We start from the raw sequence: 17095 nt of genomic DNA, 5'->3' as shown, positions 1-17095 counted from the left end.
TATCGGGAATAACGATGCTCTGGCTAATCTCAAAATACGCGTTAACCGCCTTTATGGTGGTACTGATCTCAGAAGCCGCGAAACGCAGCGATCGTCTGGGTGGCCTGCTCGCCGCTTTACCGCTGGTCACCCTGCTGGTGCTTGTCTGGATGAAAATAGAAGGACAAACGCAGGAAAAGATTGCCGCTCACGCATGGTATACGTTCTGGTATGTGGTGCCGACACTGCCGATGTTTATCCTGTTTCCGTTTTTTTACCAGCGCGTCGGCTTCTGGCTCACGCTACTGCTCTCCTGCGTGATTACCGTGGTGCTGTTCGCCCTCTGGGCGCTGTTGCTGAAGCGGTTTGGTATCATTCTGATGTAGGCGCAAGCCGCATCAATCATCCATTCCCTGCCCGGTCATTGGCTACACTTGCTGTTTTACCCGCGCAGAAACAAGGAAATGCTATGACTCAACACGCTTCACTCAATCACGCCTGGCTGCTGGCGTCACGCCCGGACGGCGAGCCGGTGAAAGAGAACTTCCGCTTTGTCGAACAACCGCTGCCGCAGGTGCAGGCGGGACAGATGCTGCTGCGCACCCACTATCTGTCGCTCGACCCATATATGCGTGGCCGCATGGATGACAGCAAATCCTACGCGCCGCCGGCGCAACTCGACCAGCCGATGGTCGGCGGCACCGTATGCCAGGTGGCGGAATCGCAGCATCCGGACTTCAGCGCCGGCGACTGGGTACTGGCGGCCAGCGGCTGGCAGAGCTATGCCCTGTCCGATGGCACTGGCGTGACTAAAATCGGTCATCTGCCCCATCCATCCTGGGCGCTGGGCATTCTGGGTATGCCGGGCTTTACCGCCTACATGGGCCTGATGGATATCGGTCAGCCCAAAGCCGGTGAAACGCTGGTTGTCGCCGCCGCCACCGGACCGGTGGGTGCCACGGTCGGTCAGCTCGGTAAGCTGAATGGCTGCCGCGTCGTCGGCGTGGCCGGCGGTGAGGAGAAGTGCCGCTACGCGATTGACACCCTCGGTTTTTCCGCCTGTATCGATCATCATCGTGACGATTTCGCGGAACAGCTGGCGGCCGCCTGCCCGGACGGTATCGACATCTATTTTGAAAACGTCGGCGGCAAAGTATTCGATGCCGTCTTCCCGCTACTCAACACCGCCGCGCGCGTGCCGGTGTGTGGCCTGGTGTCGGGCTACAGCAGTCGCGAACTGCCACCCGGCCCCGATCGCACGCCGCTGATCATGGGCGGGATTCTGAAACGCCGCATCCGTATGCAGGGCTTCATCATCTTCCAGGATTATGGCGATCGCTATCCGGAATTCCTGCAGGCGATGACGCCGCTGGTCGAGCAACAAAAAGTGTTGTACCGCGAACACATGGTAGAAGGGCTGGAGCATGCGCCGCAGGCGTTTATTGACATGCTGAAAGGCAAAAACTTCGGCAAAACCGTGGTGAAAGTGGCGTAGCCAGCGGTTCTCTCCCCGACTGTAAATCCGGCCTTAGTGTGCGAGCACTAAGGCTTTTTTGCGCTTTGCTTAACCGCTATTGAGATATAAGCCCTCCGCGTGCGCATGCGATGATGCCCTCCTCTATCCTCTTCTACCGGAGAAGTCTTTATGTCGCTGACCTTAGCCGACTCCGCGGCGCTGCCGCGTAAAGTCAATACGCAACAGGCGGAAGCACCGGTGCCATTACCGGCTGGCGCCGCGCATATCATTCGCGACGATGCGGAAGCTATCGCCGTAGCCCATCAGCTGGCGGCCAGCTTCGCGCGCGAGGCGGCACTGCGCGATCGTGAGGGCATTCTGCCCCTCAAAGAGCTGGATGCGTTCTCGCAAAGCGGCCTGTGGGCAATGGCCATCCCCAAAGCCTGGGGCGGAGCGGGCGTGTCGTGGACCACCGTGGCCAGGGTGATCGCCATCATTTCAGCTGCCGATCCGGCGCTCGGTCAGCTGCCGCAAAACCATCTGGCCGGTGTGGCCCATCTGCTGGAAGACGGTAGCGAAGCACAAAAACAGGTACTGCTGAGCGAGGTACTGGCCGGGCTGCGCTGGGGTAACGCCTTCTCGGAGAAGCATGGCCGCACGGTCGCCGATTTTCAGACGCGCTTTCGGCGTGACGGTGATGAGGTGGTGATTAACGGGGAAAAATTTTATGCCACTGGCGCGCTGCTGGCGCATCGAATCCATGCCGTGGCGCTGGACGAGCAGGACCGGGCGCATCTGATTGTGCTCGATCGCGACACGCCGGGCATCAGCGTCATTAATAACTGGTCGGCCTTTGGTCAGCGCACGACGGCCTCCGGTACCGTACTGCTGGAGAATGTCCGCGCCCCGCTGTCGCGCGTTATTCCAACCTGGCAGGCGTTTGAGCGGCCAACCGCTGCCGGGCCGATTTCACAGATCATTCAGGCGGCGGTGGATGTCGGTATTGCGCGCGGTACCATTGAAGACACCCTGCAATTTGTTCGCGAACGCTCGCGGCCGTGGATTGACAGTGGCTAGGCGCGCGCTGCCGATGACCACTTCACGCTGGCGGCAGTCGGTGATTTGAAAATCCGCCTGCACGCTGCCGAAGCGCTGCTGTGGCAGGCCGGTGCAGCGATTGACGCCGCGCTGACGCAGCCCGATGAGACCAGCGTGGCACGCGCGACCGTGGCCACCGCCGAGGCCAAAGTGCTGACGACGGAGATCGCTCTGCTTGCCGGTAACAAACTGTTTGAGCTGGCTGGCACCCGCGCCACGCTGCAGGAGTTTAATCTGGACCGCCACTGGCGCAACGCGCGCACCCATACGCTGCACGATCCGGTGCGCTGGAAGTATTACCACGTGGGTAATTATTATCTCAACGGCACGCCGCCGCCGCGCCATGCGTGGAGCTAAGGGCGGCGGAAGCGCGTTGCCGGATGGTCAGCTGCCAGGCGCGGCTGACCCGTGAGACGTTCACGCAAGGTTAACGGCTGTGCTGGCTGAGGACGCACCCGCCCGCGCTGGCGCAGCACCGGCATGACCCAGGCAATGAAATCGTTGAAGCTGCCCGGGCTAATAGCCCAGCCCAGATTAAAGCCGTCCACGCCCGATTCTGCCGCAAACTGATCCAGCCGATCGGCAATGGTTTCGCCGCCGCCCACCAGCAACGGATGCAGACCACCGATACCGATGTAGCGTGCTGCCTCACGCAGCGTCCAGCGTTTTTGATCGTCAATTCGCGTCAGGCTGGCCAGCGCCGAACGGCAGGCGTCGGTTTCGCGAAAGGCCAGCGGCATGTCCGGATCCTCCTGCGACCAGTCGATACCGGTCCACGCCGAGAAGAGCGCCAGCGCAGCCTCTTCACTGATGTATTGCTGATAATCCTCAAGTTTGGCCCGGGCGGCGGCATCATCTTCGGCCGTGATCACCGTGATGGCTGTGACAAAACGCAGCGACGCCGGATCGCGCCCTTCTGCCACGGCCAGCTGACGAATGCGCTGAATATCGCTGGCAATCGCCTGCGCGGTGACGCCACCGAGGAAAATGACTTCTGCGTTACGGGCAGCAAACTGCGCACCGCGTGCCGAAGTGCCAGCCTGAAACAGCACCGGGGTGCGCTGTGGGCTGGGCTCACTGAGATGTGCATCCGGCACCTGATACCAGCGACCATAATGCTGAATAGCGTGCACTTTTTGCGGATCGCTATACAGGCTGTTGGCTTTATCGCGGCTAACCGCATCTTCCTCCCATGAGCCTTCCCACAGCTTCGCGGTCACATCCAGAAACTCCTGTGCGCGATCGTAACGCTCATCATGCGGCAGCTGCCGGGTCAAACCCAGATTGCGCGCCGCGGAATCAAGCATGGAAGTCACCACGTTCCAGGCGATACGCCCGCGGGTGAGATGATCAAGCGTCGTGAACTTGCGCGCCAGCAAATAAGGATGTTCGTAGGTGGCAGAGACCGTAATACCGAAACCGAGGTGCTGCGTGACGGCCGCCATGGCGGAGACCAGCAGCAGCGGATCGTTCACCGGCATCTGAGCGGCCAGGCGCAACGCCGCGTCCGGCTTGCCCTGCCATACATCCAGTTGTCCCAGCGCATCAGCAATAAACAGCGCATCAAAACCTGCGGTATCAAGCTGCCGCGCGAGGGTCGTCCAGTAATCCAGCTCGGTATAGCGATGCGCCTGATCCTGGGGATGTCGCCACAATCCGGCAGAGAGATGACCAGGGACATTCATCATGAACGCAAACAGCAAAAACGGTGAAGGCATCCGTTACCCTCCTCAGACAGGGCGACGCGCACGCAGCGCACCCACGGCCAGTACCACAAAGATCAGTGCGCCGGTTGCCACCTGCTGCCAGTAAAAGTTCCAGCCGACCAGCAACAGTCCGTTGGCGATGAAACTCAGCAGCACGACCCCCAGCAGCGTACCCGGCACATTCGGGCGGCGCGAAGGCGCGAAGGTCGCGCCAATAAAGCTGGCACCGATGGCATTCAGCAGATAGGCATTGCCCGATAACGGTACCCAGGCTTTGACATTGGCGGCGAGAATTAACCCGACGATACCGGCGACCAGTGCACTGAATATGAATGCCAGCGCGGTGAGACGTTTGACCGCCACGCCAGAATGATGCGCTACGCTGAGCTGTTCACCCATCATGCGCAGTGCGCGACCGCTGGCGCTGCGGTGCAACAGTTGATACAGCACCAGCGCCACGCCCAGCAACAGCCAGAGCGGTAGTGGAACGCCAAGTAGCGTGCCGTGACCAATAGCGGTAAAACCCGCCGGCAGCGTCTGGCTTAGCAGATAGACCGGCTGCCCACCGTTGGACGACAGTTGCTGTACGCTCTGACCAATAAACAGCGTGCCAAGCGTGGCGAGAAACGGCTCAACGCCGAGTTGTGTCACCAGAAAAGCGTTGAACACGCCTACCAGCAGTGCCGCCGTCAGCGCACCCAACAGCGCCAGCGGCAGCGCGACCTGATGCAGTACCAGCGTCACCAGCACCAGGCAGGCGACATCAATCGCCGTACCGACGGACAGATCGATCGCGCCGATACGCGTGACCAGCGTCATGGCCAGCGCCACAATCGCCAGCGGTGCGACATTATTCAGCAGCACGCTACGAATGTTGGCGACAGTGGCAAACGCGGGCGCGGCGATGATGAAAAACAGCAGCAGCGCAACAAAGGTCAGCACCATCAGGCTGCGCAACAGCCCCGGCACTTTTTTACCGCTCAGGCTCAGTTCAGACATGAGATGCCCTCCCCGCCTGACGGCGCCGCAGTAGCGCGGTCAGCGCCACAACCAGCAGGATGAGCACACCCTCGACGCCGTTAATCCAGTAACTTGAGACGTTAACCAACTGAAAGCCGTTGGCTATCAGACTCAGAAACAGCGCGCTGATCAGTGCACCGCCCAGGGTCGGCACCAGGCGACGCGAAAACACCACGCCGAGCAGCGCGGCGGCAATCACCATCAGCAGATTGTCGTTAGCGCCCGGCGAACTGCCGCTGAGCAGCGCCACCGAGGCAATGGCTGCCAGTGCAGCGCTGAAGCCGCACAGCACATAACTCAGACTTTGATAGCGCGCCACGCTAATGCCCGCCGCGTTGGCGGCCTGCGGATGGCTACCCACCGCCTGCAGGCGCAGGCCAAACGCGGTGAAACGACTGAGCCCGAGTGCACTCAACGCCAGCAGCAGAAATCCCCAGCCGAGCCAGGAAACGCCCAGCGGTCCGCTGGCTATCAGCAGGTTTTGCAGCGCGCTGCTGGCGGAAATCGACGCGTTTCCGCTCAGCACCATCTCCAGTCCCATGGCGATGTTCATGCTGGTCAGCGTCGCCAGCAGGGGCAAAATACCAAGCCAGACAATCGCCAGGGCATTGAATATCCCCACGGCGATGCCGGTGAGCAGCGTGAGCAGCAGCGCATAAGTGACAGAGTGTTGCTCAGCGATCTGCGCCGCGAATACCGCGGCACACAACCCCATATTAGCGGCAATGGATAAATCAATGCCGCCGCTAATCCCCTGAACACCGCCACCGCTTAGCACCAGCGTCAGACCCAGCGCCAGCGTTCCCACCACCGCCGTTTGCTGCAATACATTACCGAGGTTGATCACGCTGAGGAAAATAGGCGACAGCCAGGCAAATACCGCCAGCACCAGTACAATAATCAGCAGCGCGACGTGCTGCAGCCACGGCTGCCCCTGCGGTTTGCCTGCCGCCGTTACCACCGCCGGTTGGCTCAGTTCACTCATAGGATTTGCTCCGTCAATGCGCCCGTGCCGGAAGCCAGGGACAGAATCTCCTGGTGACTGGTGTGCCGGGCGGACAGCGTGGCGACCTGCTCGCCGCGCGCCAGCACAATAATGCGGTCGGCGAGCGTTTGCAGTTCCAGCAGATCGGTGGAAAACAGGATAATCACCGCACCGGCGGCCGCCAGCTGCTGCAGGGTTTGATAAATGGCGGCCTTGGCGGCAATGTCGACGCCAACCGTGGGCTCATCCAGCAGATAGAGCGTGGCGTGGGTGTTGAGCCATTTCGCCAGTACCGCTTTTTGCTGATTTCCGCCGGACAGCTGACGCAGCGGTGCCAGCTGGCCCGGTGTGCGGATCGCCAGCTGGCGGATGTTGTCCGCCACTAGCGCGGTCTCGGCGGTTGCGGAGACGCCGCCCCAGCGCAGCAGGCGCTGCACGGTCGTCAGGGTGATGTTGTCGCGCAGGCTCACATCGAGCGCGATGCCGTTGGCGCGGCGATCTTCCGGCACCAGCGCGATGCCACGTTTCACCGCGGCATGTGGCGAAGCCGGTACGCCGTGCGTCTCACCTACGCGCAGCGTCCCGCTCACGCCACGTTCCAGACCAAACAGTGCGCTGATTAACGCCTTCCCTCCGGAGCCCAGCAGGCCGGTAATGCCAACGATCTCGCCACGTCGTGCGCTGAAACAAACATTGTGAAAGCGACCCGGCGCGCTCAGGGCGTCTACGGTCAGCACCGGCTCGCCGTCAGGTGGCAGACCGCGCGGTGCAATCGCCTGCTGCGTCTCACCGATCATGGCATTAATCAGCGCATGCGGAGAAAGGGCGTCGCCGGTAAAATGCGCGACGTCTTTACCATCGCGCAGCACCGTAACCCGCTGGCACAGTGCCTGGATTTCATCGAGATAGTGAGAAACGTAGATCAGTGCGATCCCCTGCTGACGCATACGTTCAATAACGCGAAACAGCGCCTGCACCTCGTGGCGCGCCAGCGCGGCGGTCGGTTCATCCAGTACCACCACGCGCGGCGCGCGCTGTAATACGCGACAGATCTGCACCAGTTGCTGTTCCGCCACACTTAACCCGGCGATCAGCGCATCGGGATCGATCTGCAGATCGAAGTGCTGTTGCAGTAGCTGCCGCGCCTGCTGCCGCATACGCCGGCGATCGATAAACGGTGTGCTGCCAATCCGTGGCTCATTACCGAGCAGCAGCGCTTCCGCCACCGTCAGCGTGCCTGGCAATAGCCGCTCCTGATGAACAATGGCGATGCCCTGCTGTTGTGCCTGAGCCGGACTGGTCAACACCAGTGGCCGGCCTTCCAGCGTCACGCTGCCCTCATCGGCAGCGTGGATGCCGCCCAGCACTTTGATCAGCGTCGATTTTCCGGCTCCGTTATGCCCAATCAGCCCATGCACTTCGCCGGCGTGGACATCAAGCGATACCGCCTGCAGCGCGGGAATGCCGTCAAAAGCTTTACTGATCTGGCGCAGCTGCAGTCGCACTGTCTTATTTACCATCGCTCTGGCCCAGCGTTTGCTGCGCCTGCGCCGCATTCTCTTTGGTGACCAGAATGGCCGGAACATAGGTGGCAGGCGGAAGTGAGCGATCGCCGGCAAGGTATTTCGCCACATTTTGTACCGCAGTCTGTCCGATCAGGTAGGGTTGCTGCGCCACCACCGCCGCCGCGCTGGATTTCGGATCTTTCACCAGCGAGACCACGTCCGGGCTGCCGTCCACGGCGTAAGTTTTGATTTCACTGCGACCGGCAGCATCAACCGCCTGAGTGGCACCAATCTGCGGTACGTCCCATGCCGCCCAGATAGCCTGTACTGACCCTTGCGGATACTTGTTAAGCAGCTGACTAATCTGCGCATAGGCATCCTGCACGGTATTGGGAATGACGTCGCGCAGTTCGGGCTGAATGATTTTAATTTTCGGATACCATTTCAGCACGGCTTTTAACTGGTCATAGCGCATCGCCACCACCGGCACGCCATAAAAACCATTAAACACCAGAATATTGCCTTCGCCGCGCAGATCATTGACCAGTTTTAATGCCAGCTGCTCGCCAATATAAAAGTTATCGGAGGTCGTGACGTTAATACTGGATGGGCTGGCGGTATCCACGGTAAATAAGGGAATGCCGGCGTCGCGAATTTTTTCCAGCCAGGGTTCCAGCACTGAGGCGGTGCCCAGCGTTTCAATAATGGCATCCGGTTTTTGTGCAATCAGCGTTTGAATTTGCGCGATCTGCTGTGACTCTTTGCGTCCGCCATCCAGGGCGATAGGCGTGCCACCCAGCCGCTTTACTTCATCAATTTGTCCCTGATAGGCTTTCAGATCCCAGTAGTGATCGGTACCGGCCACGGTAATACCGATACGTTTACCGGCCAGTGAGGGAATGGATGCGTCAGCGGCGCGAGCGTGCAGCGACAAGCCGGCGAGCAGCGATGCAGAGGCCAGTAATAGTCCGGCCAGGCGGTGTTTATGCATTGTTTATATCCCTGGAAAAGGTTCAGCTAAATAAGGTGAGTGACGCCTGCTATTCGGCGTATAGCTGAAAATTATCACAGTCACTATTTATCCCTAATGCCATTTTCTCCTTTGGATATGCAGCGGATTTGCATATTGATTGCGTGAAAAAGCATGACCGGGCGCAGATATTCTGACGCCCGGTTATAAATAATAAAAACGTGGCTGGAATGAAGGCGTGCGGCGCTAAAGATACGTGATTGTCGCGGGCGCCGCGGGTGTGATTTTAACGCCCTTTTTTCTTGCGTCCCGGCTGGGTAAAGCGCTTGCGGTTAGCGCCCTGACCCGCTTTGTCACTCTGTTTCGGTGCGCTGACGGCCGGTTTTTTCGCGGCGGGCGTCGCCGCTTTTTTTTTCGCCTGCGCCTGCTGCGTTTTTTGATCTTCTGACGACGAATCCTCAATCAGCTTAAACAGGTCGATCAGTTCATCGTCCGTCAGATCGCGCCACTCACCGAGCGGGATACCTTTCAGGCTCACGTTCATGATCCGCGTGCGCTCCAGCTTCGTCACTTCATAGCCAAAGTGTTTGGCCATGCGGCGAATCTGCCGGTTCAGTCCCTGCACCAGGATAATACGAAATACAAAGGTCGACTCCCGCTTCACTTTGCATTTTTTCGTCACTGTGCCGAGCATCGGTACGCCCGCCGCCATACCAGCAATAAACTCGTCGGTGATCGGCTTATCCACCGTGACCACGTACTCTTTTTCGTGATTGTTACCGGCGCGCAGGATTTTATTCACCAGATCGCCGTGATTGGTGAGGAAAATCAGCCCCTGCGAGTCTTTATCCAGCCGGCCAATCGGGAACACGCGCTTGCTGTGGTTGACGAAGTCACCAATGTTGTCACGCTCGCCCTCTTCCATGGTAGTGACAATGCCCACCGGCTTGTTGAGGGCGATTAATACCAGATCGTCTTCGTTGCGCGGTTCAATCAGCCGCCCGTTGACTTTGACCTCATCCCCGGCGAACACCTGCGCACCGACGCTGGCGCGTTTGCCGTTAATGAAAACGTTGCCTTGTTCGATGTAACGATCGGCGTCACGGCGCGAGCAGATTCCGCTCTCGCTGATGTATTTATTCAGGCGCGTGGATGAGTTGGGCAGCATGGTTCCTCCGAAAAAAAACGGACTATACAGCATGTGCGCGCGTTGCGTAAGGCTGGGTTAAGCGTCCGGTGGCGGTTGTTCTTGGCGGTGTGATAGGGCGAAAAAGCGGTGCCGGGTGTCATAGCGATTTATGGCACATAAAAATCCCTCCTGCCGGTTAAAATAGCCCGCACGCCCCTGAGTAAACTCCGGGTATTGTGAACATCTCACCGTTAACCAGGCATGAAAATGTACAACGTAAATCATCTTTTCGTCAGCCGGGAAATGAATGTGAAAAAGCTGCTGGCTTACGGTTTCCGCAAGGATGGGCAGGATTACGGCTACCGCTGTGATGTGATGAATAAACAGTTCACCCTGCAGGTAAACATCACCACCCAGGGTGACATTGCCGCCACCATTATCGATAAAGTCACAGGAGAAGATTACATTCTTCACCGTATTACTTCTGCCACCGGTGCCTTTGTGGGACAGGTTCGTGAAGAACATGACGCTATCTTGCTGGATATCGCAGAAAAATGTTTCCCGCAAAAGCATTTCAAAACAACGCAGGCCGATGCGATCGTTCAGCACCTGAAACAGCAGTATCAGACTGAGCTGGAATTCTTATGGCCGCGCTTTCCTGAAAACGCCATCTTTCGCCGCAAAGATAATCAAAAGTGGTTCGGCGCGCTGTTGACGATTCACAGCAGCAAGCTGGGCCGACCGGATGATAGCCTGATTGAAATCGTCAATATTAAAGTCTCGCCGCAGGCGATCGCTTCGCTGGTCGATGGCGAGGTATATTTCCCGGGCTACCATATGAACAAAAAGCATTGGGTCACCCTGTGTCTGGATGGATCAGTCCCGACGGCCGAGGTTTTGTTGCGCATTGACAACAGTTTTAACCTGGCCGGCTAGCCATCGGCGCGGCACCGTATACCTCTTCGCGGCTGATTTCGCCGCCCCATCCCCGCAGCCGCAACGTCTCGCCCGTCAGTTCCACCACCGCAAAGGGCACGCGCGACGGGCCATCCAGCATCCCCTGCAGGGTTATAAACACGGTATCCGCGCGGCGATGATAGCCGCCACGGTGATCGTGGCCGGCAAAACAGGCGCGCACGCCATAGCGGCAGAACAGTTCTGCCAGCTGCGCACCGTTGAGCAGACTGTGGCTGTAGCCCGGTGCCAGCGGATAATGGCCGAACACCACCACCTGCTGGCCGCAGGTGCGGGCCTCAATAAGCTGCGTTTCCAGCCATGCCAGCTGCGTCGCACCGACCGCGCCATTCCACGGCTGCGCCTGCGGTTGCTGGCGCGCCTGTAAATCAGCCAGCAGTGCGGCCGCGCGCTGGCGATCGTCGCCGTTGTGTTGATTGCAGTACAGGCTGATATCGTTGCCGTCGTAGACAATAAAGCGCCAGCCCGGCAGCTGAAAGGCATAGTAACTTTTTGGCAGCGGCAGCGCGTCATCGAGGTGCTGCGCGATGGTCTGGGCGTCGTGATTCCCCAGCACCACGGCATGCGGATGAAGTAGCCGATCGTAAAGCGGCAGCAGCGTGGCATAGCTGGCCCAGTGGCGATCCACCAGATCGCCGAGCGTAACGACAAAATCCAGCGGCTGCTGATTGATCGCGGTTATCGCCTGCGGCAGCTTATGCAGCGCATGACGATAGTAGAGATTCGCCGCCACATCCGCCTCAACGTCAGCATATTGCGGGTCGGCCAGCAGCCCGAAGCGCAGCGTGCCGTCGAGCGGTGCCGCGCGTAAATCCGGTAACTGATACAGCTCAGCGACATCACCCAGCCGCTGGCGTTGCGCTGCGGTTAGCGCATGAGCATATCCCATCTCTGGCTCTCCTTAGCGAATACCGGCACGCATGAATGACTGAATAAACTGCCGCTGGAACAGCAAAAACAGCAGCAGCAACGGCAAGGTGGTCATCAGCGTTGCTGCCCCAATCAGCGCCCACTGCACGCCCTGCTCCGGCGCAGAAAACAGCTGCAGCCCGACGGTTAACGGACGCACCTGAACCGAGTCGGTGATCACCAGCGGCCAGAGAAAATCGTTCCAGTGGAAGCTGATCGAGACCAGCGCGAACGCCACATAGATTGGCTTTGCCAGCGGAATGTAGATGTGGCGCAAAATGTAAAACCGGCTGGCCCCCTCAACGGTTGCCGCCTCTTCCAGCACCAGCGGAATGCTTTTGAATGTCTGCCGCAGCAGAAAGATGGCGAACGCCGAGGCAAAGTACGGCAGCGCAATGCCGGTCAGGGTATCGCGCAGCCCGAGCGCGCTGATGGTGCGGTAATTATTCAGAATCAGCACATCCGGGCTAATCATCAGCTGCAGCAGAATCAGCGCGAAGAGGAAACCGGAAAATTTCAGGCGGAACCGCACCAGGGCATAAGCGGCCAGCGTGGCCAGCACCAGCTGGACCACCACAATCATCAGCACCAGCAGCGTGGTATTGAGGAAGTAGCGGGCAAACGGTGCCGCGTGCCAGGCATTGATGAAGTTCTCCAGCGTCAGCGGCGCCAGCAGCGAAAAGTGCCCCTGTCCGGCGGCCGGATGAATGGCAATCCACAGCGCCACCAGCATCGGCAAGCTCCACAACAGCGCGGCCAGCCAAATCAGCAGGTTGAGCGCAAAACCGCCCGGAGAGGATGCAGCTTTCATTGATAATGGGCTCGCTTATCCAGCAGATGAAATTTGATCAACGCAATCGATCCGAGGATCACCAGCAGCACTACCGTCATGGCCGACGCGGCTGGCATGTCCCAGAAACTGAACGCGGTACGATAGATATAAAACAGCAGCAGGCTACTGCTGTTGTTCGGGCCGCCGTTGGTCATGGCAATCACCTGATCGACAATGCGGAAGGCGTTCATCGAGGCGTTGATCAGCACAAACAGCGTGGTAGGCAACAGCAGCGGCCACTGCACGCGGCGGAAAAAGTAACCGCGCGATGCGCCTTCAATGGCGGCGGCTTCGCTGAGGCGCGGATCGATCTGCTGCAGGGCGGCGAGATAAAAGATCATGAAAAAGCCCGCCTCGCGCCATACCGAAACCGCCATCAGGCAGTACAGCGTGGTATCCGGCTCGCCGAGCCAGTTGACCGCCGGTAGCGAAAACCATGCCAGCAGGCTATTCAGGATGCCAAGCTGCGGCGTATAGAAAAACAGCCACAGATTGGCGATGGCGATCATCGGCAGCAGCGACGGAATGAAGAAGGCCGCACGCACCAGTGCGTTGCCGCGCAGCCGACGATTGACCGCCAGCGCCATCAGCAGCGCCAGCGTCACCGCCAGCGGAATGGTGATCAGCGCATACAGCAGGTTATTCCACAGCGACTGCATAAAAATGTCGTCATCCAGCAGCGCGCGATAGTTATCCAGCCCGACAAAATGGGCCGGATGCGAAGCGCGCGCGGCGCTGAACAGGCTCTGCCACAACGTGGCCAGTGCCGGGTAATGGGTAAACAGCAGCAGGAAGCTGAGCGCGGGCAGCAGCAGCAAATAGCCGCTGAGCTGCAATGACCACCCGCGCGGGCGCAGCGTGGCGGCGCTGCCAGAGAATGAGCTCATCACGCGGCCGTCACTGATAGTTTTTCAGCAGGCGGTCAGCCTGTTTCTGCGCATCGGCCAGCGCCTGGGCCGGGGTTTTGCTCTGCGTCACCGCTGCTTCAATGGCGTGATTGAGCGCGTCCTGAATCTGCACGCTGTTGTAGGTCGAGAGCTCCGGCTGAGCATATTTCAGCTGCTCACGCGCCACCAGTGCCTGAGGCACCTGCTGCACATAGGCTTTCATTGCCGCTGTGTCCCACGCTGCCGGCGAGGTGGCAACATAGCCGGTAGCGATACTCCAGCGCGCGGCCTGTTCCGGTGCGGTGACCCAGCGGATGAAGCGCATCGCCGCCTGCTGCTGCGCCGGTGAAGCGCTTTTGAACACGTACAGGTTGCCGCCACCGGTCGGGCTGCCGCGCTGGGTTTTCTCCGGCAGCATGGCGACGCCAAACGGGAAGGTCGCGTTATCGTGCACGTTGGTCAGGTTACCGGTGGTAGTGACCATCATGGCCGTTTTACCACTGATAAAGTCCTGCGGCGTGGTGCCCCAGGCAATCGCACCCTTCGGCGAGACTTCCTCTTTCTGGCCGAGGTCGGTCAGCCACTGCAGGGTTTCCACGTTGCCCGGCGTGTTGAAATACACGGCGTTGCCCTTGCCGTTATCCAGCCGTCCGCCATTGGTGGCAGCCAGCCCCTGGAAATTCCAGTAGCCGTTCGGCGTGGAAGGGATTTCAATGCCCCACTGGCTGACGCCGCTGGCCTGTTTCAGCGTTAGTTTTTTGCCGAATGCCACCACCTGCTGCCAGGTGGCGGGCGGTGTATTCGGATCGAGGCCGGCTTTCTCAAATGCCTGTTTGTTCCAGTACATCACCACGGTTGAGCGCTGAAAAGGCACGCCCCACACTTTGCCCTCAATGCGACGCAAAAAGGCCGGATAGAAGCTGTCGATCCACTGTTTGCCCTCTTCACCCGGGGCTAAATCGCTGGCGGCGACGATGGCACCGGCATCCATCAGCGACCAGGCTTCAATATCGCCCATTACCGCCAGCTGCGGTGCGTTACCGCCGCGAAACGCCGTCAGCGCTTTGGTCACGGTGGTGGCGTAATCGCCGGTGTAGACCGGCTGAATGCTGATCTCAGGGTGCTGTTTTTCAAAATCCGCCACCAGGGCTTCCACGGTGTGGCTGACTTTACCGCCGACCGCAATCGGATAGTACATCTGTAACTTCACCGGCTCAGCAGCAAACACCGACGCGGAGGCACACAGCATAACGACACAAGCCAGAGGCGAGAAACGAATCGCAGACATGATTTTCCCTTGAATAAACGACAACGGTTAAACAGCGTATTTTTTCTCAGCGAGCAACATCGGGTGTTCAGCAGCGACACAGCGCTGGCCGCTGGTGGTGGAAAACAGGTATTGCCGGCTGGTGGACCACTGCAGGCCGACCAGGCTGTCATCCGTGAAGCGCTGCAGGCCGGGCACTTTGACGGTCAGTGATTCCGTGATGCCGGGCAACCGACATACCAGCAGCGTATCCGCGCCCATGTATTCGTAGCTCACTACCCGCGCACTCAGCGCGGCCTGCTGCGGGGCGACCAGCTGGATATCCTCCGCGCGCAGGCCCAGACTCAGCGCCGTTTCGCCGGCATAGCTCAGCAGCGGTGTGCTGAGATGGCTGAGGTAGTGATGCGCGCCTTGGCTGTGCAGTGGCAGGATATTCATTGGCGGTGCGCCAATAAACTGCGCGGCAAAACAGCTCGCCGGCTGGTTGTAGAGTTGGTCTGGCGTGCCGTGTTGCTCAATGCGGCCATCGTTGAGCAGAATGATGTGATCGGCCATGCTCATCGCTTCGGTCTGATCGTGGGTGACGTACAACATGGTCAGCCCGAGCTGCTTTTGTAGCGCGCGGATTTCGCGCCGCATGCTCTGGCGCAGTTTGGCATCCAGGTTGGATAACGGCTCATCCATCAGACACAGAGTATTGTTGGCGATCACCGCCCTGCCCAGCGCCACGCGCTGCTGCTGGCCGCCGGAGAGCTGTGAAGGCAGGCGCGCCAGCAGCGGTTCCAGCTCAAGCAGTGCGCTGACCTGCGCCAGCCGGGCGGCAAACTGTTGCTTATCTTCACCGCGCGCCTTCAGGCCAAACAGCAGGTTCTCCCGCACGCTCAGGTGAGGAAACAGCGCGTAAGACTGAAACACCATCGACAGCTTGCGCTGCGCCGGTGGCAGAGGCGTGACGTCGGTGTGATTGAAATAAATGCGGCCGCTGTCGGCCGTTTCCAGCCCGGCGAGGGTGCGCAACAGCGTCGATTTACCGCAGCCGGAAGGCCCCAGCAGTGCGACGAAACTGCCTTGCGCCACGTCGAAGCTGATATCCTGCAGCGCGATTTTATCGCCCCAGGTTTTGGTGATGTGTTGCAGCGAGAGATGGCTCATGCATCCGCAGTCCTGAAATCAGAATGGCGGTAAGCTAGCTGAGGCGGATGAAAGATTTATGGCGCTGACGTGACGGTTGGGTGATGGACGGCGACCTGGCGCAGCATCCCCCTCACCCGGCACGCCCGCAGGCCGCGCCGGGCAGGCGTTTATGCGTTACTGCGACATGCTCAGAATGGTGCGGATGTTCTGCGCCGTGGTGGCAATGATGTCGATAGCGCCGGTGCGCAGCGCGCCGAGGATCGCCATGGCTTTGGTGTTTTCAGCGGCAATGGCAATCACGCAGGGAATTTTACGCAGCTCGTCGATACTCAGGCCAATTACCCGGTCGTTCATCACCGTATCCACGTGCTGGCCCTGAGCATTAAAAAAATCATAGCCGGCCACATCACCGGTCACGCCCTGATTGACGCTGGCATCAATGATCTCATGCGGTGTGAACCAGCCGAGCTTCACCATATAGCTGTTTTCGTTCATGTCGCCGATGCCCACCAGTGCCACATCCGCTTTGCGCGCGCGGTCGAGCGTCTCTTTGATGGTGCCGTTTTGCATGAAAGCGTCACGCAGCGCCCGGTTTTCGACGTAAGCCGGGGCGTACAGGGTTTCGCTGATGCCGCCAAACTTTTTGGCCAGCCGGCGACTGATGTGGTCCGCGTTGATGGCATCCCCCGGACGATGGGTGCCGCCGATGCCGCTGATAAACAGGCAGTTGCGCGTCGGCACCTGACCGGGATAATCAGCGACGGCCGCCACATTGCGCCCCTGGCCCACGGCGACAATGGCGTTGTCTTTCAGCGACTGCGCGAGATGCGCCGACACCAGCGCCGCCACCTGACGCCGCTGCTCGTCGCTGTCTGGCGAATCGAGGGCAATCAGCGCGCGCTGCAAATGGGGAAAGCGCGTCTGCAACTGCTGTTCCAGCCGCGTACTGAACACCGGATGGTAGCGCACATTAATCTCGACGATGCCCTCTTCACGCGCGCGTTTCAGCAGTCGCCCCACCTTGATACGGGAAATCCCAAACTTACGCGCAATCTCCTCCTGGGTGATTTCGTCCTGATAGTAGGCGACGGCAATTTCCGTCAGCAGCTCGGAGTCCTGAGAAAGCGTGTTTTTTTCCATCCGTTACCTGTCTTGTATCGTCGTGCGGAGTGCTCAGCAGGGAGTTATATCATTGATGCGACTCGCTTCGCCAGCCAGCAACGCCGCGAGTCGCCGCTGCTGT

General features: G+C 59.5%; 15 protein-coding genes and 1 pseudogene. 4 read left to right on the top strand and 12 right to left on the bottom strand.

Translation table 11 applies throughout. The features are described 5' to 3' along the window. Positions 1-14 precede the first annotated feature (14 nt). The 3 genes and pseudogenes from AC6I8P_RS09395 (at position 15) to AC6I8P_RS09385 (ending at position 2890) form a co-directional block, all read left to right on the top strand. Positions 15-365: a DUF3147 family protein gene (locus tag AC6I8P_RS09395; RefSeq protein WP_264443528.1), complete on the top strand. Its 351-nt coding sequence runs from the start codon at positions 15-17 to the stop codon at positions 363-365. Between the two features lie 83 nt (positions 366-448). Continuing rightward, a complete protein-coding gene (curA, locus tag AC6I8P_RS09390; RefSeq protein ID WP_058758571.1) occupies positions 449-1474 on the top strand; it encodes an NADPH-dependent curcumin/dihydrocurcumin reductase in 1026 nt (341 codons plus the stop codon). A 150-nt stretch (positions 1475-1624) separates the two neighbouring features. Further along, positions 1625-2890 (top strand): annotated as a pseudogene (locus AC6I8P_RS09385) (SfnB family sulfur acquisition oxidoreductase). Here the strand turns inward: AC6I8P_RS09385 and AC6I8P_RS09380 are convergent. The 6 genes from AC6I8P_RS09380 to rluF all read right to left on the bottom strand — a co-directional run bounded on the left by AC6I8P_RS09380 (position 2887) and on the right by rluF (position 9887). Further along, on the bottom strand, positions 2887-4251 hold the full coding sequence (locus AC6I8P_RS09380; protein WP_104092956.1) for an LLM class flavin-dependent oxidoreductase: 1365 nt from the start codon (positions 4249-4251) through the stop codon (positions 2887-2889). The pseudogene AC6I8P_RS09385 and the gene AC6I8P_RS09380 sit on opposite strands and share 4 nt — an antisense overlap. A 12-nt stretch (positions 4252-4263) precedes the next feature. Then, positions 4264-5184 carry an ABC transporter permease gene (locus AC6I8P_RS09375; protein ID WP_058758651.1) on the bottom strand — a complete coding sequence of 307 codons (921 nt, stop codon included), beginning with the start codon at positions 5182-5184 and terminating at the stop codon, positions 4264-4266. Between the two features lie 46 nt (positions 5185-5230). Then, positions 5231-6244 carry an ABC transporter permease gene (locus AC6I8P_RS09370; RefSeq protein WP_058758574.1) on the bottom strand — a complete coding sequence of 338 codons (1014 nt, stop codon included), beginning with the start codon at positions 6242-6244 and terminating at the stop codon, positions 5231-5233. Then, a complete protein-coding gene (locus tag AC6I8P_RS09365; RefSeq protein ID WP_267410490.1) occupies positions 6241-7764 on the bottom strand; it encodes a sugar ABC transporter ATP-binding protein in 1524 nt (507 codons plus the stop codon). The genes AC6I8P_RS09370 and AC6I8P_RS09365 overlap by 4 nt, the downstream gene beginning before the upstream one ends. Beyond that, positions 7754-8740 (bottom strand): sugar ABC transporter substrate-binding protein, encoded by a 987-nt coding sequence (locus AC6I8P_RS09360; RefSeq protein ID WP_498031138.1) that lies wholly within the window; start codon positions 8738-8740, stop codon positions 7754-7756. Before AC6I8P_RS09360 ends, AC6I8P_RS09365 begins: the two co-directional genes overlap by 11 nt. A 265-nt stretch (positions 8741-9005) precedes the next feature. Further along, positions 9006-9887, bottom strand: coding sequence for a 23S rRNA pseudouridine(2604) synthase RluF (gene rluF, locus AC6I8P_RS09355; protein WP_021506014.1), 882 nt, complete (start codon positions 9885-9887; stop codon positions 9006-9008). 264 nt (positions 9888-10151) lie between these two features. Between rluF and AC6I8P_RS09350 the strand changes: the two genes are divergently transcribed. Then, a complete protein-coding gene (locus AC6I8P_RS09350; RefSeq protein ID WP_223821222.1) occupies positions 10152-10784 on the top strand; it encodes an MmcQ/YjbR family DNA-binding protein in 633 nt (210 codons plus the stop codon). On the opposite strand, the gene AC6I8P_RS09345 is transcribed toward AC6I8P_RS09350, so the two are convergent. From AC6I8P_RS09345 to AC6I8P_RS09320, 6 genes are all read right to left on the bottom strand, one after another. Further along, complete coding sequence (locus AC6I8P_RS09345) at positions 10768-11712, bottom strand: metallophosphoesterase (RefSeq protein WP_498031137.1); 945 nt, start codon at positions 11710-11712, stop codon at positions 10768-10770. The two genes, AC6I8P_RS09350 and AC6I8P_RS09345, sit on opposite strands and share 17 nt — an antisense overlap. A gap of 12 nt (positions 11713-11724) precedes the next feature. Beyond that, positions 11725-12543, bottom strand: a complete 819-nt coding sequence (locus AC6I8P_RS09340; protein ID WP_021506011.1) for a carbohydrate ABC transporter permease — start codon at positions 12541-12543, stop codon at positions 11725-11727. Next, positions 12540-13451 (bottom strand): carbohydrate ABC transporter permease, encoded by a 912-nt coding sequence (locus AC6I8P_RS09335; protein WP_021506010.1) that lies wholly within the window; start codon positions 13449-13451, stop codon positions 12540-12542. The genes AC6I8P_RS09340 and AC6I8P_RS09335 overlap by 4 nt, the downstream gene beginning before the upstream one ends. Before the next feature lie 10 nt (positions 13452-13461). Continuing rightward, positions 13462-14739 carry an ABC transporter substrate-binding protein gene (locus tag AC6I8P_RS09330; protein ID WP_481657622.1) on the bottom strand — a complete coding sequence of 426 codons (1278 nt, stop codon included), beginning with the start codon at positions 14737-14739 and terminating at the stop codon, positions 13462-13464. Between the two features lie 27 nt (positions 14740-14766). After that, positions 14767-15870 (bottom strand): ABC transporter ATP-binding protein, encoded by a 1104-nt coding sequence (locus tag AC6I8P_RS09325; RefSeq protein WP_481657621.1) that lies wholly within the window; start codon positions 15868-15870, stop codon positions 14767-14769. A gap of 156 nt (positions 15871-16026) precedes the next feature. Continuing rightward, positions 16027-16992, bottom strand: coding sequence for a sugar-binding transcriptional regulator (locus tag AC6I8P_RS09320; protein WP_021506007.1), 966 nt, complete (start codon positions 16990-16992; stop codon positions 16027-16029). Positions 16993-17095: the final 103 nt, after the last annotated feature.

The organism is gamma proteobacterium symbiont of Lampromicra miyakona, assembly GCF_059730895.1.
The sequence above is the reverse complement of the archived record's forward strand: the minus strand, read 5'-3'. Positions and strand labels throughout refer to the sequence as shown.

What these genes read in the sequence shown, in the direction of transcription:
- AC6I8P_RS09395 (WP_264443528.1), top strand. Translation starts at nt 15, where the DNA reads ATGCTCTGGCTAATCTCAAAATACGCGTTAACCGCCTTTATGGTGGTA.
- curA (WP_058758571.1), top strand. Translation starts at nt 449, where the DNA reads ATGACTCAACACGCTTCACTCAATCACGCCTGGCTGCTGGCGTCACGC.
- AC6I8P_RS09380 (WP_104092956.1), bottom strand. Translation starts at nt 4,251, where the DNA reads ATGCCTTCACCGTTTTTGCTGTTTGCGTTCATGATGAATGTCCCTGGT.
- AC6I8P_RS09375 (WP_058758651.1), bottom strand. Translation starts at nt 5,184, where the DNA reads ATGGTGCTGACCTTTGTTGCGCTGCTGCTGTTTTTCATCATCGCCGCG.
- AC6I8P_RS09370 (WP_058758574.1), bottom strand. Translation starts at nt 6,244, where the DNA reads ATGAGTGAACTGAGCCAACCGGCGGTGGTAACGGCGGCAGGCAAACCG.
- AC6I8P_RS09365 (WP_267410490.1), bottom strand. Translation starts at nt 7,764, where the DNA reads ATGGTAAATAAGACAGTGCGACTGCAGCTGCGCCAGATCAGTAAAGCT.
- AC6I8P_RS09360 (WP_498031138.1), bottom strand. Translation starts at nt 8,740, where the DNA reads ATGCATAAACACCGCCTGGCCGGACTATTACTGGCCTCTGCATCGCTG.
- rluF (WP_021506014.1), bottom strand. Translation starts at nt 9,887, where the DNA reads ATGCTGCCCAACTCATCCACGCGCCTGAATAAATACATCAGCGAGAGC.
- AC6I8P_RS09350 (WP_223821222.1), top strand. Translation starts at nt 10,152, where the DNA reads ATGAATGTGAAAAAGCTGCTGGCTTACGGTTTCCGCAAGGATGGGCAG.
- AC6I8P_RS09345 (WP_498031137.1), bottom strand. Translation starts at nt 11,712, where the DNA reads ATGGGATATGCTCATGCGCTAACCGCAGCGCAACGCCAGCGGCTGGGT.
- AC6I8P_RS09340 (WP_021506011.1), bottom strand. Translation starts at nt 12,543, where the DNA reads ATGAAAGCTGCATCCTCTCCGGGCGGTTTTGCGCTCAACCTGCTGATT.
- AC6I8P_RS09335 (WP_021506010.1), bottom strand. Translation starts at nt 13,451, where the DNA reads ATGAGCTCATTCTCTGGCAGCGCCGCCACGCTGCGCCCGCGCGGGTGG.
- AC6I8P_RS09330 (WP_481657622.1), bottom strand. Translation starts at nt 14,739, where the DNA reads ATGTCTGCGATTCGTTTCTCGCCTCTGGCTTGTGTCGTTATGCTGTGT.
- AC6I8P_RS09325 (WP_481657621.1), bottom strand. Translation starts at nt 15,870, where the DNA reads ATGAGCCATCTCTCGCTGCAACACATCACCAAAACCTGGGGCGATAAA.
- AC6I8P_RS09320 (WP_021506007.1), bottom strand. Translation starts at nt 16,992, where the DNA reads ATGGAAAAAAACACGCTTTCTCAGGACTCCGAGCTGCTGACGGAAATT.